General features: G+C 39.6%; 12 protein-coding genes and 2 pseudogenes. 5 read left to right on the top strand and 9 right to left on the bottom strand.

Annotated elements, in window-relative coordinates; genetic code table 11:
- Window positions 1-368 precede the first annotated feature (368 nt).
- Both betA and betB read right to left on the bottom strand, forming a co-directional pair.
- On the bottom strand, window positions 369-2,054 hold the full coding sequence (gene betA / locus CZ382_RS19835; protein WP_088052872.1) for a choline dehydrogenase: 1,686 nt from the start codon (window positions 2,052-2,054) through the stop codon (window positions 369-371).
- Between the two features lie 208 nt (window positions 2,055-2,262).
- Window positions 2,263-3,732 carry a betaine-aldehyde dehydrogenase gene (betB, locus tag CZ382_RS19840; RefSeq protein WP_088052873.1) on the bottom strand — a complete coding sequence of 490 codons (1,470 nt, stop codon included), beginning with the start codon at window positions 3,730-3,732 and terminating at the stop codon, window positions 2,263-2,265.
- Between the two features lie 258 nt (window positions 3,733-3,990).
- On the opposite strand from betB, the gene cudC reads away from it, so the two are divergent.
- On the top strand, window positions 3,991-4,554 hold the full coding sequence (gene cudC / locus CZ382_RS19845; protein ID WP_088052874.1) for a choline uptake/conversion transcriptional regulator CudC: 564 nt from the start codon (window positions 3,991-3,993) through the stop codon (window positions 4,552-4,554).
- A gap of 34 nt (window positions 4,555-4,588) precedes the next feature.
- Window positions 4,589-5,485 carry a glycine betaine ABC transporter substrate-binding protein gene (locus CZ382_RS19850; protein ID WP_088052875.1) on the top strand — a complete coding sequence of 299 codons (897 nt, stop codon included), beginning with the start codon at window positions 4,589-4,591 and terminating at the stop codon, window positions 5,483-5,485.
- A 224-nt stretch (window positions 5,486-5,709) separates the two neighbouring features.
- Here CZ382_RS19850 and CZ382_RS19855 read toward each other — a convergent pair.
- A pseudogene (locus CZ382_RS19855) lies at window positions 5,710-6,230 on the bottom strand (type 1 glutamine amidotransferase domain-containing protein).
- Window positions 6,231-6,315: 85 nt separating this feature from the next.
- On the opposite strand from CZ382_RS19855, the pseudogene CZ382_RS24430 reads away from it, so the two are divergent.
- Together CZ382_RS24430 and CZ382_RS19865 are read left to right on the top strand one after the other, a co-directional pair.
- Window positions 6,316-6,487, top strand: a pseudogene (locus tag CZ382_RS24430) (winged helix-turn-helix transcriptional regulator); the annotation flags it as partial.
- 164 nt (window positions 6,488-6,651) lie between these two features.
- Window positions 6,652-7,761 (top strand): glycerol dehydrogenase, encoded by a 1,110-nt coding sequence (locus tag CZ382_RS19865; RefSeq protein WP_088052876.1) that lies wholly within the window; start codon window positions 6,652-6,654, stop codon window positions 7,759-7,761.
- Between the two features lie 336 nt (window positions 7,762-8,097).
- On the opposite strand, the gene CZ382_RS24025 is transcribed toward CZ382_RS19865, so the two are convergent.
- Window positions 8,098-8,247 (bottom strand): hypothetical protein, encoded by a 150-nt coding sequence (locus CZ382_RS24025; protein ID WP_188724824.1) that lies wholly within the window; start codon window positions 8,245-8,247, stop codon window positions 8,098-8,100.
- A gap of 159 nt (window positions 8,248-8,406) precedes the next feature.
- Window positions 8,407-8,826, bottom strand: coding sequence for a YmaF family protein (locus tag CZ382_RS19870; RefSeq protein ID WP_159457845.1), 420 nt, complete (start codon window positions 8,824-8,826; stop codon window positions 8,407-8,409).
- Window positions 8,827-9,030: 204 nt separating this feature from the next.
- Between CZ382_RS19870 and CZ382_RS19875 the strand changes: the two genes are divergently transcribed.
- Complete coding sequence (locus CZ382_RS19875) at window positions 9,031-9,486, top strand: flavodoxin domain-containing protein (RefSeq protein ID WP_088052878.1); 456 nt, start codon at window positions 9,031-9,033, stop codon at window positions 9,484-9,486.
- An 82-nt stretch (window positions 9,487-9,568) separates the two neighbouring features.
- Here CZ382_RS19875 and CZ382_RS19880 read toward each other — a convergent pair whose 3' ends face one another.
- The 4 genes from CZ382_RS19880 to murQ all read right to left on the bottom strand — a co-directional run bounded on the left by CZ382_RS19880 (window position 9,569) and on the right by murQ (window position 13,825).
- Window positions 9,569-10,216: a C39 family peptidase gene (locus tag CZ382_RS19880; protein WP_088052879.1), complete on the bottom strand. Its 648-nt coding sequence runs from the start codon at window positions 10,214-10,216 to the stop codon at window positions 9,569-9,571.
- A 339-nt stretch (window positions 10,217-10,555) separates the two neighbouring features.
- The gene (locus tag CZ382_RS19885; RefSeq protein ID WP_088053559.1) at window positions 10,556-11,416 is read right to left on the bottom strand and encodes a MurR/RpiR family transcriptional regulator; all 861 of its coding nucleotides are present in this window, start codon (window positions 11,414-11,416) and stop codon (window positions 10,556-10,558) included.
- 13 nt (window positions 11,417-11,429) lie between these two features.
- Window positions 11,430-12,893 (bottom strand): PTS transporter subunit EIIC, encoded by a 1,464-nt coding sequence (locus CZ382_RS19890; protein WP_088052880.1) that lies wholly within the window; start codon window positions 12,891-12,893, stop codon window positions 11,430-11,432.
- 32 nt (window positions 12,894-12,925) lie between these two features.
- Window positions 12,926-13,825 carry an N-acetylmuramic acid 6-phosphate etherase gene (murQ, locus tag CZ382_RS19895; protein WP_088052881.1) on the bottom strand — a complete coding sequence of 300 codons (900 nt, stop codon included), beginning with the start codon at window positions 13,823-13,825 and terminating at the stop codon, window positions 12,926-12,928.
- Between the last annotated feature and the right edge of the window lie 591 nt (window positions 13,826-14,416).

The raw sequence follows: 14,416 nt of genomic DNA on the forward strand, positions 1-14,416 counted from the left end.
ATAATCTGTCTTACAGTGGTCAATACAAATAAATAAAATTGATCTTGGTCCGGATGTACAGATGAAAAATGCTGTGTTGAAGTTGGAAATAGAAGTAATCGCTATACAGAATATGGCGGTGAATTTGTCACTAATACAGTAAAGCCTAAGACTTGCATATTTAAAATGCAAGGAAAACTAAACTGAACCCTTTCTCCCCCTATTAAATGAAAATAAATGGAGATGGCGGATAGATATCTGAGCCCCCATCCCCAACAGACTGAACTACTGGAAATCGGTTATTCCAGTAGTTCAGCTGTAAGTGATATCACAATCATTTTTTCTGTCCATGATTTTCTATTCTATTGGTAAATAGGTTTATAGTTAACTTACCCTACTACTGTGCCTGCGTCTACCGGATGAACGCTATGACGGTAATAGTCCATATACTCAGGCTTCATCGGTTTTTGTCCACGAATGATGTCCGCTGCCTTTTCGGCCAACATCAACACCGGTGCATGGATATTTCCGTTCGTCGTATGAGGCATAGCAGAGGCATCAACCACCCGTACGTTGTCCAGGCCATGAACCTTCATGGTGAGCGGATCTACAACAGACATCGGATCTGAATCGGGACCCATTTTTGCCGTGCAGGACGGATGGAGTGCCGTTTCGGCGTCATTCGCTACCCACTCCAGAATTTCCTCATCCGTTTGAACAGAAGGCCCAGGTGAAATTTCGCCCGAATTATAAGGTGCTAACGCCGGCTGCGAAAGGATTTCCCGTGAAACTCGTACTGCTTCAATCCACTCACGCCGATCCTCTTCGGTAGACAGATAGTTAAATACGATACTTGGATGCTGAAAAGGATCACGTGAACGGATCTTCAGGCTTCCTCTGGAGTTGGAATACATTGGTCCAACGTGTACCTGGAATCCATGCTTCGCGTCCGCTTTTTGTCCGTCATATCGAACCGCAAGCGGGAGAAAATGAAACATTAAATTCGGATATTCAACATTTTCATTCGAACGGACGAAACCGCCACCTTCAAAATGATTAGATGCTGCCGGTCCGGTGCGCCCGAGTAGCCATTGTAAGCCGATCCAAGGCATTTTTGCTTTATTTAAGCTAGGCATTTCCGAAACAGGTTGCGGACAAGCATGCTGAATATATACTTCGAGATGATCCTCCAGATTTTCACCGACACCTGGCAGGTCAACGATCGGTTTAATGCCAAGCGAGTGTAAATGGTCAGCGTCTCCCACACCTGACAACTGAAGGAGCTGCGGCGTGTTGAATGCACCACCGGAAAGGATAACTTCTCCTGCATTAACGTGATAAGTTTTCCCATTTTTTTGGTATGTCACACTGTTGGCTCGCGTACCATCAAAATTGATATTGGTAACAAAAGCGCGCGTTTCCACAGTTAAGTTTTTGCGTCGCATAGCAGGCCGCAAATACGCACGTGAAGCGGACACTCGTCTGCCATTATGGACATGACTATCGAATGGACCAAACCCTTCCTGGCGATAACCATTTACATCGGGGGTTCTCGAGTAACCAGCCTCAACAGCTGCATCAAAAAAGGCTTGAAATAAAGGATTCGTGGCAGGTCCGCGCTTTAATTTAAGTGGACCGTGGTGACCTCGATATTCATCAGATGGATCTGCTCCATGGGCTGTTTCTAGTCGCTTAAAATATGGCAGACAATGTGCATAGTCCCAAGTTTCCATACCTGGGGCAGCCCCCCACCGTTCATAGTCCATCGGGTTGCCACGCTGGTAAATCATGCCGTTGATGGAACTCGATCCCCCGAGTACTTTCCCTCGGGCATGCGCAACGTGCCGTCCATTCATATAAGGCTCAGGGTCAGAAGCATATATCCAGTCATAAAAGCGATTACCTGACGGGAACATCAAAGCTGCTGGCATTTGAATAAATAGATCCCATGGATAATCACTACGCCCCGCTTCCAGGACAAGCACACTGCTCGATTTATCTGCACTTAGACGGTTGCCGAGTACACAACCCGCACTACCGCCACCAACGATGACATAGTCGTATGTTTTTTTCATCTGTAAGACCTCCTTGAAGATTATAAATGCAAAGTGTGTAAAATAACGTATAAAATGTTCATCCAAAACTTCTTCCGCTGCTGACATTAATTGGAATAATATTGAACTTTATGAAAGATTTACGTAACCAACATAATAGATTAGGATTGAGATTCCGATGAATATGCTTTCTTCATTCAGGAAGCAACAACCTTTTAGGAAACAATCATTAAAACCAATTAATCGGCTCCGGGTTCAGGTTATGGAAAACATGTTTCGTTTCCTGGTATTCTTCCAGCCCGGTTTTTCCCAATTCGCGGCCAATACCGGATTGTTTAAAGCCGCCCCATGGTGCATGGGGGAAGTATAGGTTAAAGTCATTGATCCAGACCGTTCCCATCCGCATTTTGGCTACACAGCGTTCGGCTTTGGCTATATCTTTTGTCCAAACTCCGCCGGACAGTCCGTAAATCGAGTCATTTGCTAGGTTGATAGCCTCGTCTTCAGTGGTAAACTTCTCAACCGTGATGACCGGGCCAAACCCTTCGTTTTGAACAACGCCCATGTCAGTTTTACAATTAGTAAGAATGGTAGGTAAATAGAAAAAGCCATTTTGTAATTCAGGATCTTCTGGACGTTTGGCACCGATGGCAACCGTTGCCCCTTCCTTGATTCCCATTTCTACATAGTTGATTACTTTATTTAAATGTTCTTGGGAAATAAGTGGCCCCATTTGCGTCGTTTCATCAAAGCCATTACCAAGTTTGATGTTTCTTACGCGTTCTACCAACTTCTGAACAAATTCATCATGGATGCTTTCTTCCAAAATTAATCTTGTACCAGCAGAACAAATTTGCCCAGCATGGAAAAAAACCGCATTCATCGCCTGGTCAATCGCTGTTTCCAAATCGGCATCGGCAAAAATAACGTTGGGGTTTTTGCCACCAAGCTCCAAAGCCAGCTTTTTCACGTTAACACTAGCAGCCTGCATGATCTTTTTCCCAGTTTGAATGCCGCCAGTAAACGAAATAAGATCAACATCCACATTGTTGGATAGTTCGGCCCCAACCGTATCTCCCGGACCAAGGACAAGATTGGCCACACCAGCTGGTACACCCGCTTCTTCGATTAATTGAAAAACTTTTACATGGGTTAGTGGGGTGATTTCGCTTGGTTTGATCACTAATGTGTTGCCGGCAGCAAGTGCAGGTGCTAATTTCCATGATGCCTGTAATAACGGATAATTCCATGGTGTGATTTGCCCGCAAACACCAACAGGCTCCTTAACAACCTTACTAACGGAATTTGGAATAGGCGAATCAATGATTTCTCCACCATCTTTATCGGCCAGTTCTGCATAGTAACGGAAAACGCCAGCAATATCATCCATATCCCCGCGGCTTTCTTCTACCGTTTTACCGGTATCAAGCGATTCCAGTTCCGCTAACGCTTCTTTATCGCGTTCAATTAAATCTGCAATTTTACCTACAATTCGCCCGCGAACTGTCGCAGGTGTTGTTGGCCATGGTCCATAATCAAACGCATTTCTTGCAGCGGCAATGGCTTTTTGTGCATCTGCTATATCACCTTCAGCTGCAACTGCAACGACTTCTTGATTAAATGGATTGATAATTTTTCTTGTTTTATTCGAGATGGAATCGACCCATTTCCCATCGATGTACTGTTGTTTAATGGCCAAATCTATCCCTCCTTGTAATCTTATGTTAATTTTGTTAAGAAAAAATTTAACGTTTTGAACAAAACAAATCTAACATGAACTTTTTTATTTGTCAAAAAGAAAAAACTTAAAATAGTTGCGGAATCCAGTGATCTTAATAGATTTAACAGGGGTACATTTTATAATATGATTTGACAATAAATTTTAAGACGTTAACATTAAGTTTGTAAAAAAATAATTTAACAAATTAAATTTTTTTGATGGAATGGAGGTGGGATGATGGAAAATGAAAGGAATAATCAAGCTAGAAACAAGCTTGATGAGGCAAAAGATCAAGTAATTGGTGCTATCTCCGAAACGATGGATTTATATGGTGTAACGCCCTCTGCAGGGAAGTTGTATGCGATGATGTATTTTAAAGAACAAATGAATCTGGATGAGATGCGCCAGGAGCTTGGGATGAGTAAACCAAGCATGAGTACAAGTGTCCGTAAACTGCAGGATAATGGCATGGTGAAAAAGAAATTCCAGCGTGGTTCCAGAAAACATACGTACGTAGCGGAAAAAGACTTCTTCCGTTCCTTCATGTCGTTCTATTGCCAAATGTGGGATCGAGAAGTAACGATGAACATGGAAGCTATTAAACAAGCAGAGATAGATTTACAGGAAATTTATCAAGATGATACAATCGCTGCCGATATTCGTGATGAGGCAAAAGCGGATTATGAACTGCTGGAATCATCAAAAGTATATTACCGCTGGCTGGGCCGGTTAACGGACAGCATTCGCAGCGGGAAAATTTTTGAGTTTTTACCGAAAAATCCAGAAGAAGAAAACAAATAATTTTAAACAAACATGAAAAGGGGTATGTAATTTAATGTTTTTTAAAAAAAGTTATGTGTTAATTCTATTCGTTGCTTTAGTAGCAGGACTTGCTGCATGTGGAAGTAATAGCAGTAGTGGAACATCCAAGGATTCAGGTGAAGAGACAGATGGAAAGAAAAAGATTGTGATGGGGCAGACAAATTGGGCAGAAAACATTGCTGTTACTAACATGTGGGACGTTATTCTGGAAGATAAAGGCTACGATCTGGAATTAAAGATGCTTGATATGGGCACCCAAATGGCGGCTGTTGCCAGTGGTGATCTGGATGTCAGCCTTGAAGTATGGCTGCCGGTGCAGGATGCAAGTTATCTGGAGCAATATCAGGATCAGGTGAATTTTTCCGAGGAGACGTGGTATGACACGGCAAAGGTTGGGTTGGTCGTACCAACGTATATGGAAGATATTAATAGTATTGAGGATTTGAATGCACATAAGGACGAATTTGAAGGTGAGATTACTGGTTTTGAACCTGGCGCAGGGACAATGGAAGTTACCGAACAATTGATCAAGGAATACGCCCTTGATTTTGAACTTGTTCCTAGTTCCGAACCCGCAATGATCACGTCAATTGGTGAAGCAATCAAAAATAAAGAGGCAGTCGTTGCCCCATTGTGGAGTCCGCATCGTGTGTTTTCGGAAATGGATTTAAAATACTTGGAGGATCCGAAAAAAGTTTATGGTGATGTGGAAAAAATTCACCATGCAACCCGGCACGGCTTCGCGGACGATTTTCCGAAAGTGGATCAATGGCTGAAAAATTGGAAGATGGATGATGAAGCCATTGGCCAGCTAATGAGCTATGTCAATGATGCAAATAGTCCAAAAGAAGGTGCGGCAAAATGGGTGGAAGAGAATCAGGATTTGGTTAATGAATGGCTGGGAGAATAGGATAAGAAAATAAATAAATATTTTGCCTGATAAATGTCAATTCCTTAATAAGAGGAATTGACATTTTTTAAATCAAGCTGTCGTTAATTAGGCTGAAGTCCAATCGATATTAAAATACAATTTAAGATCACTTTGCCTAAAGTGAAAAGCCCCCTATACCAAACTAACATAAGGAGCTCTTTTTTTATGTGAAACTGTTCAGGACGCTACTTTTACCTGATATCTTATATTTTTTCAAGTAAAGCAAGCGATTCACGATTGAATGCAGGAATGTCTTCGGGTTGACGGCTCGTTATTAATTGATCGCCACAGACAACGACTTCCTCGTCAATAAAGTCCACTCCGGCATTTACAAGATCAACCTGAATGGATTTATATCCCGTCGCTTTACGGCCGTTAAGTGCTTTAGCAGTAATGAGTAGCTGCGGTCCATGACAAATAGCTAAAACTGGCTTTTTCTCATCCATAAAGGCCTTGCTGAACTTCACGAAGCGTTCATCTGCACGTAATATGTCCGGTGAAAAACCGCCAGGAATCAGCAAAGCATCAAAATCATCAGGTTTCACATCATTAATCGATGCATCCACCGTAACCTTGGCATCACCATTTTTACTGTAACAGTGTTGCCTTTTTCATTTTCGATAACAGTTAGTTCGTGACCCGCATCTTCCAATGCCTGAGCAGGATCTGTATATTCTACATCTTCAAACATATCTGTAAGTACAACTGCTATTTTTTTGCCCATTTCAATCTCTCCTTTTATTATTTTTTGGTCGGATGTTCGCCATTTTTATATTCCCCGGTTATAAAATTTCGTATTCACATAAGAGGAATTGCAAAGGTTGTTTCTAAAAACTTCTCATAAGGTATTGCTCAACAGCTGCAGGACTAATGGAGGATGGAATTATTAATCGCAAGGTGTATCCCGAGGTTCCTCCCAAGGTTGAATATTTCATGACAGAACTTGGTATGACATTATTGCCCATTGTTGAAATGATGTAAGAATGGGGGAAAAAAACGGATTAACGAAATTAATCTTTAAGAATGAACGTTTGAAGAATTTTTCTATACAAGGGTTTATTTGTCAAAATTGAAGCATCCTATTAGAAAGGGTATAATTCCTAAACGAATCCCATACTACAATATCAAAAGAAAGGATGTTTCGAATGTCGGAAAGAGTCTTTATTAGCCCATCAAAATATGTCCAAGGTAAAAATGTGATTGAAAAAATAGGATCTTACTTGAGAGGTATTGGCACTCAAACTGTTGTAATCGCGGATGAAACAGTATGGAACATAGCCGGCCATAAGGTTGTGAGTGAATTAAAGCAAGCGAATTTTTCTGCTAAAGAGATCGTTTTTAATGGTGAGGCTTCCAAGGAAGAAATTAAAAGAATTACGCAGGCTGCTAAAAATGAACACGCGACAATTGTGATAGGTGTTGGGGGCGGAAAAACACTTGATACAGCAAAAGCCGTGTCTGATGAATTGGACGCTTATACGGTTATCATACCAACTGCTGCATCGGCAGACGCACCGACAAGTGCACTTTCTGTTGTTTATTCTGATGATGGGATTTTTGAAAATTATCGATTTTATAACCATAACCCAAATTTGATTCTTGTGGATACAAAGATTATAGCAGAGGCTCCACCCCGTTTGCTAGCATCTGGCATAGCAGATGCATTGGCCACATGGGTAGAGGCAAGAGCTGTTATAGCCTATGGAGGTAAGACGATGGCCGGAGGTATTACAACCATTGCAGCTGAAGCAATTGCTGAAAAATGTGAACAAACTTTGTTTCAATATGGCCATCTTGCTTATGAATCTGCAAAGGCAAAAGTTGTCACACCAGCTTTGGAAGCTATTGTGGAAGCTAATACGCTTCTAAGCGGTTTAGGGTTTGAAAGTGGAGGTTTAGCTGCAGCGCACGCCATTCATAACGGCTTCACTGCACTTGAAGGAGAGATTCATCATTTAACTCATGGTGAAAAAGTAGCGTTTGGAACCCTTGTCCAATTGGCTTTAGAAAAACATTCATTAGCAGAAATCGAACGGTATATTCAATTTTATATCAGCTTAGATCTCCCTGTTACATTGGAAGATATAAAATTAAAAGATGCCACAAAGGAAGATATTCTGAAAGTCGCCAAGGCAGCAACAGTCGAAGGGGAAACCATTCATAACGCATTTAATGTGGCAGCTGACGAGGTTGCGGATGCCATCATTGCCGCAGACCAATATGCGACAGCGTACAAAAAAAGCTATCGGTTATGAAAACTGATAGAAGTTATGAATCTAAATGAGATTACCACGTCTTTTAGCAAAATACTGGGACGTGGTATTTACTTATATGAGTTAGTGCGGGCTGTATAGCATCTGTAATTGTTTCATTCGACCGTTGAACGGGAAATTTAAGGACGATATAAGAAAAGCAACAGGTAATTAAGACTTTTGGATCCCAAGAAGTGTACTAATGGAAAATCAAGCCATTAAAAATCTAAAAACCATCGTAAAATGCTCAAGCAACAAGAAGGTTCAAAGTTTTACGTTTGTTGTTAAAAGATCAATAAGAATAATTTTCCGCTTAACTACCTTTATGTATGTTTTAAATTATGAAAGATCTTTCTCGTCATCAACTGTTTCAGCAATTTTACTTGCTACCCAACGTTTTGCGGTTTCCTCATCAATTTCATATTCTTTGCCCGCCCGCAGTAAATCACCATGATAGGCAGTTTGCACGTTCATTTTAACTTTGATCATTTGAATGGCTCCTTTAAAAATAGTACCAAGAAGAGGTTATCTGCTTAAAAAGTTTCCAAATTAAACCTCGTACAATGACTATTATACCTATTTTTACGAAGGTTGACTATAGGGAAACAGAGTAAGAGCAATTCAACTCTCACTCCAAAAAATATCCTGTCAGCTCTTTGATGCTCTGGTAAATCCTTTAATCGTGTGTGTATGGCCATCATTTTCGGTCGTTTTTATTTCCACATAATGGGTATGATAGCCGTTTGGTAAAGAAATTGGTGGACTAGTATGGGCTTCATAATAATGAATATGGCCATCGTCAAACGTGGTATTTCCCCATATTTTGTGGACGTGGCCTTCCTGTGTTTCAATTGGGGTACTTGTTACACCAGGATGTAAATGGTTGTGTTTGTCATTACACGTTGTTGAGCCGTAATGAGCATGTGTATGTCCTTGCCGTTCACCGCCTCCTGTTTGGGCTTGCGTCATTTCGTTCCGCTCTCCGGGGATTTTTTCCTGCTGCCAGTTTGGGTGGACCGGATGATAGGCGCCGTATCCGGGAAATTGTCTTGCGTAATGATGATACAATGTACTACAACTCCTTTTATTTTGTATCATAAATAGGCTATGTTTGGGCGTCTTGTACGGTTACAAAGTAATGATGAATAATGACATAAGATTGTCACATTATTTTTTGCTTTTATGTGAAAACTAACTGTATTAATTGAAAACAATTCTCATTATCAAGTAAAATATAAGTGGTACTAATCAAGGTTTGGGGGATGATTTCGAATGGCTAGAATTATCATGATGGATGCCAGTATGACGGGAAGCACTGAGATGATGGCAGACGCAATTGGTGATTATATAAAAGGAGCAGGACATGAATTAGTGCGCAAGTCATTTGATTTTGACGAGATTGATGTCCAGGAATTATTGGATTACGATGGGATTCTGATTGGTTCTTATACATGGGATGACGATTTGCCGTATGAAGTGGAGGATTTTTATGAAGAATTGGACGAGGTTGATCTGACGGGAAAACTTGTTGGGGTTTTCGGTTCATGTGATTCGTTTTACGATTCTTATGGTGCCGCGCTTGAGACAATTGCCGCCAGAGTACCAACAATTGGCGGAACCATGTACGAGGAAAAGTTAAAAGTTGAGCTTGAACCAAATGATGAAGATATTGAGCATTGCAAGCAATTTGCAGCCGGATTTTTAGAACAGCTTAGTAAGATGGGATGAGTGGATTGCCTGCTAGCCTTTATATAATTTTAAAAAATCAATTCCCCCTCTTATCGGTTGAGGGGGATTTACATAGACTGCGTTATTTTTGCTTAGCTTCCGATTCCTTAAGTGTTGGTTTATCAATGTCCAACGTCACAGCACGCTTCCCCATTGATGCCCAATTACATTCAAATAAATTTCGGTTATATTGCTCCTCTTTTCCAGTATAAGGATCATTTACAATGATATGTTCTCCATCGATTCCGGTTATGACAACCGCGTGTTCATAACGGTACCAATCAATAACAACTCCATTTGCATCTTGCCATGTTTTACTGTGAAACGTCTCATTCTGGTCAATCGTCGTCCATGCCATGACAGGCTTTTCTAAGCGCACAATATCCAGCAATGATTCAAAGTCCCGACCCGTTAAATTAATTCCTTTACCAGGCATGAACGCTTCGATCGTTGCTAAAATCGGTTTATCAAAAACACCAAAGCTGCCATCATCTGAATACGGATCACCAACGAATTGCTCGTGCGGATTTGCCCCATACCACTTACCATCTGTCAATCTCACTTTTTCCCCTTTAGGAAGTTTTTCTACAACGTCATATTTACTTATAGAAAGGCCTGCCCATCCCAAGAGCATCGCTAATGATGTAGCCTCACAGCCGGTAGGAAGATCGGGATATTGGTTGTAGACCGGAACACCGGCGATTTTGACCAAAGCACGTTTTTGTACCATAAAAAACTCCCCTCTGCATCACTTGATTTATGTTTACTATACTATATTCCTACAGTGATTAACATTTTTGTATAAGATTGAGCAATTATTTAGTGTACTCCAAAAAAGCTTATGCAAAGTTCTGCACATCCTTGGAAATTGTAGAGAAGTTTTGGAAGGAATGGGGAATTGGACTTATTAGGTTAGAGTGATTGTTTTCAGCTGGATTCTTGGGAGGCTGCTTTTTTATGGGTTAAGATTTAATAATTTAGCCATAGCTTTTCAAAAATATATCTTTTTTCCGATTACCAAAAATTAAAGTGCCAGACACCATATGATATCTGACACTCCAAATTTGTATTAGCTGTTTTCCTTATGAAAAAAGGTTTGAATGCTTATTTTTGATTCTTTTAACATATTCAGTATTTTCTGGGAGTTTTTATTTACATAGGCATAATAAAGCATGTCGATTGTAAATAATTGTGAAATTAATGATGTTGTTGCCGCACTTCTTAGCATAACCGCTTCACCTCCATGGTGAATGATTGGATAGTCCACCAGTTTCGCCAATGTACTATTTTCATATTGAGAAATGCCAATTGTGTGCAACTTTCTTTGTTTAGCAATCTGTGTCAATTTAATGATTTCATTGGTTTCACCTGAATTAGATATTGCCATAAACAAACTTTGCTCACCAGCATTAATTAAAGAAGAACTCAATAAATGATGATCAAGCATATTTACCACTGTCTTGCCGATTCTAGAAAACTTTTGTGTAAAGTCTTCCGCAACGACGTGTGATGCACCTATACCGTATACATAGATAGTTGTACAACTATCCAATAATTTCGTAACTTCCTCAATACGGGTTTTATCTAAGTGATTCGCTGTTTGTGAAATGGATTGATTAAATCTTAAAGCTAATTTTTCAGAAATCAATGACACATCCTCATTAGGTGTGATATCTGTATACAAGTCTTCATCGACACCAGAGGCATCGGCATATAATCGGATTTTTAATTGAGAGAAACCCGACAATCCAATAGAACGGCAGAAACGGACAATGGTTGCTGGACTAACTCCAGCTTTTTGCGCTAGTTCATTTGTATTATAATTTACCGTTTCCACTGAATGTAGCAGAATATATTCACCTATCTTTTTTTCCGCCTTTGAAAGATCATTTAATTTTGATTTTATTTGTAGTATGATATTTTCTTCCAAAACAGTTCCCAACCTAGTCTATTTTAGTTTCCTCCCGAATATCTTTAGGTACGCCAAAGAGATAAGTCGCAATAAATCCACCAATATACCCTGCTACTAATCCGATTACATATCCCATCCAATGTCCATTAGCGATAAGCGGAATAAGCGGAATACCACTTGGACCAATGGCAATCGATCCAATATTGCCAATTCCGGCAATCACAGCACCACCAATACCACCACCGATACATGCCGTAATGAATGGACGACCTAATGGCAATGTAACACCGTAGATTAACGGTTCACCAATTCCAAGAATTCCAACTGGCAAAGCTCCTTTAATTAATTGAGTTATTTTTTTGTTTTTTCTACATCTAACCCATAGGGCAAATGCTGCGCCAACTTGACCTGCCCCAGCCATAGCCAAAATAGGTAATAAAAGCGTATAACCGGATGAATTAATCATTTCAATATGAATAGGTGTTAAAATTTGGTGTAATCCAAACATAACCATCGGTAAGAAGAACAGACCTAAGATGAATCCTGCAAACATACCGCCTACATTTAGAACCCAGGTGATAGATCCTACAAGAGCATTTGATACGACACCTGCAACAGGCATGACAATGAATATTGTGAATAGCCCAACTACTAATAATGCAATCGTAGGTGTTATAATGATATCGACAGCATTTGGAATGATTTTGTGCAATCTTTTCTCAACCAAAGATAGAACCCATACAGCAAAAATAACACCAATAATACCACCTTGACCAGCCAACAACTCATGGCTGTTAAAAATATTTGTAAGTGGAGCCTCAGGGTTCATTCCGGGTAGCATCGTTATTGCACCGATGATACCACCTAACCCTGGTGTAGCACCAAATTCATTGGCGCTGTTAATCCCAACATAAATGACCAAATACATAAATAGTCCATTTTTAATGATATTTAATGTAGTAACAATGGATTGCCAATCTTGGCTGATGCTTTTGGCGGTCAAAAGGTTATCAAAAATCGCTGCAATACCACCGATAATACCAGCACCAACGAAAGCAGGTATTAGCGGAACAAATATGTTTGCAATTGATTTTAATAACCGTTTGAATCGTGAATTGTGGTTATGTTTCGCTTTCTCCTGTGCTTTTCTTTCAGCAGCTTTCGCCTCAACCATTTGTCGATCGGTTAATGCTTGTTCAGTTTGATCGGAAGGTTTGTCAGGGAAAGCTTCACCGAGCTTTACGCCAGCATCAGCAACCATGATATTTGCAACCTTGTTGACAATCCCTGGTCCGACAATAACCTGTAATGTATCATCCTCAACAACACCAAGAACCCCATCAACAGATTTAAGACCGTCCATGTCTACTTTACTATAATCTTTAATTGTCATACGGACCCTGGTCATACAATGGATTAGTTTTTCTACATTCCCTATACCACCAACTTTGTCATAAATCTCTCTAGCTAATCGTTGTTCCTTTGATTCAGTCATCTTGAACAGTCCCCCTTATTATGGAAATAGCGTTAGAATCCAGGCTCAATGACATTTCTTATAAATCCTTTACTATCCGTTAACCTCTGTTTTGCCTCTTCTTTGGAAAGGCTGGTTAAAATCATAATAATCGCTAACTTAACGTTATTGTCAGCTTCATGGAAGAACTGGTCAGCTACTTCATAACTACAGTCAGTTGCTTCCATAATAATCGATTTTGAACGTTCTACTAATTTATCGTTCGTTGGCTTAACATCAACCATTAAGTTTTTATAAACTTTTCCTATACCTATCATGGAAGCTGTTGAAATCATATTTAGTACTAATTTTTGCGCTGTTCCCGATTTTAATCTTGTTGATCCGGTTAGTACTTCTGGACCAACCTGAACTTCTATATTTATACCAGCATGCTTACTTATTTCAGCATTTTTGTTACAAGCAAGGCTTGCGGTTGTTGCACCGACCTTTTTCGCATATTCCAGAGCGCCAATAACATAAGGTGTTCTGCCACTGGCAGCAATACCGAGAACGGTATCTTTATCCGTTAAATGTATATTTTTTAGATCCTCTTCGCCCAAATTGCGGGAATCCTCTGCACCCTCGACCGCAACGGTCATAGCGGAAATACCGCCAGCAATTAATCCTTGCACCATGGACGGATCGGCATTAAATGTTGGTACACATTCAGCAGCGTCTAGTATTCCTAATCGACCACTCGTACCTGCACCGACATAAATCAAATGTCCACCCAGCTTAAATGATTGCTTAACTGCTTCTACAACTTTCTCAATTTGCGGCAATTCTTTTCTTACACTTGTTGGAACACGCTTATCTTCATCATTCATTAATCGTAAAATATCAATCGTAGATAACGTGTCTATGTTCATTGTATTCTTGTTCCGCTGTTCTGTAGTGAGTCTGTCTAAGTTCATCGTGTACCTCCTTAATATCAGCTATCTTAAACTTTGTACCAAAGGCACTTTCAATAAAACGCTTACTTTTTAACTAAGCATTTTATCATAAGATAAGAAACCAACTTGGCTCTGCATTCGAATGGCCATCATCTAAATGAAAATTTTGCTTTTAATAGTATATCGTCCTCCGGGTCCTGTCTACACTATTAAGTTCGGTAAAGTATATAAATTATGATGTTTCATACAAAAGTATATAAAATTAGGCTCTATTCTCCTCTCAGCAGCATAAATACAGAGAATCCAATCAATAGATTATCATCCTCTCTATTTTAATAGTCATTTTGGAACCAAATTTTACTATCTTTTATAATTTTATTTTAAAACAAATGAAATTATATTTCAATCACAATTAAAAAATATGTCAAATAGGAATTACCATTTCATTTTACACAGAATTAAATTATTAATGCTATTGAAAGTGAAATGTGTATAAACCAAAAGGAAAAATTAAAATGGTACAGTTTTTATGGACAAATTCTTAATTACGAAAACAGTTATACTGTTAATAATTCGGGAATAAGTAAATTTAGGGAGCGTTTTTTTAAAGAA

Source organism: Virgibacillus dakarensis (assembly GCF_900155625.1).
Classification (GTDB): domain Bacteria; phylum Bacillota; class Bacilli; order Bacillales; family Amphibacillaceae; genus Lentibacillus_C; species Lentibacillus_C populi.

What these genes read in the sequence shown, in the direction of transcription:
- betA (WP_088052872.1), bottom strand. Translation starts at nt 2,054, where the DNA reads ATGAAAAAAACATACGACTATGTCATCGTTGGTGGCGGTAGTGCGGGT.
- cudC (WP_088052874.1), top strand. Translation starts at nt 3,991, where the DNA reads ATGGAAAATGAAAGGAATAATCAAGCTAGAAACAAGCTTGATGAGGCA.
- CZ382_RS19850 (WP_088052875.1), top strand. Translation starts at nt 4,589, where the DNA reads ATGTTTTTTAAAAAAAGTTATGTGTTAATTCTATTCGTTGCTTTAGTA.
- CZ382_RS19865 (WP_088052876.1), top strand. Translation starts at nt 6,652, where the DNA reads ATGTCGGAAAGAGTCTTTATTAGCCCATCAAAATATGTCCAAGGTAAA.
- CZ382_RS24025 (WP_188724824.1), bottom strand. Translation starts at nt 8,247, where the DNA reads ATGATCAAAGTTAAAATGAACGTGCAAACTGCCTATCATGGTGATTTA.
- CZ382_RS19875 (WP_088052878.1), top strand. Translation starts at nt 9,031, where the DNA reads ATGGCTAGAATTATCATGATGGATGCCAGTATGACGGGAAGCACTGAG.
- CZ382_RS19880 (WP_088052879.1), bottom strand. Translation starts at nt 10,216, where the DNA reads ATGGTACAAAAACGTGCTTTGGTCAAAATCGCCGGTGTTCCGGTCTAC.
- CZ382_RS19890 (WP_088052880.1), bottom strand. Translation starts at nt 12,893, where the DNA reads ATGACTGAATCAAAGGAACAACGATTAGCTAGAGAGATTTATGACAAA.
- murQ (WP_088052881.1), bottom strand. Translation starts at nt 13,825, where the DNA reads ATGAACTTAGACAGACTCACTACAGAACAGCGGAACAAGAATACAATG.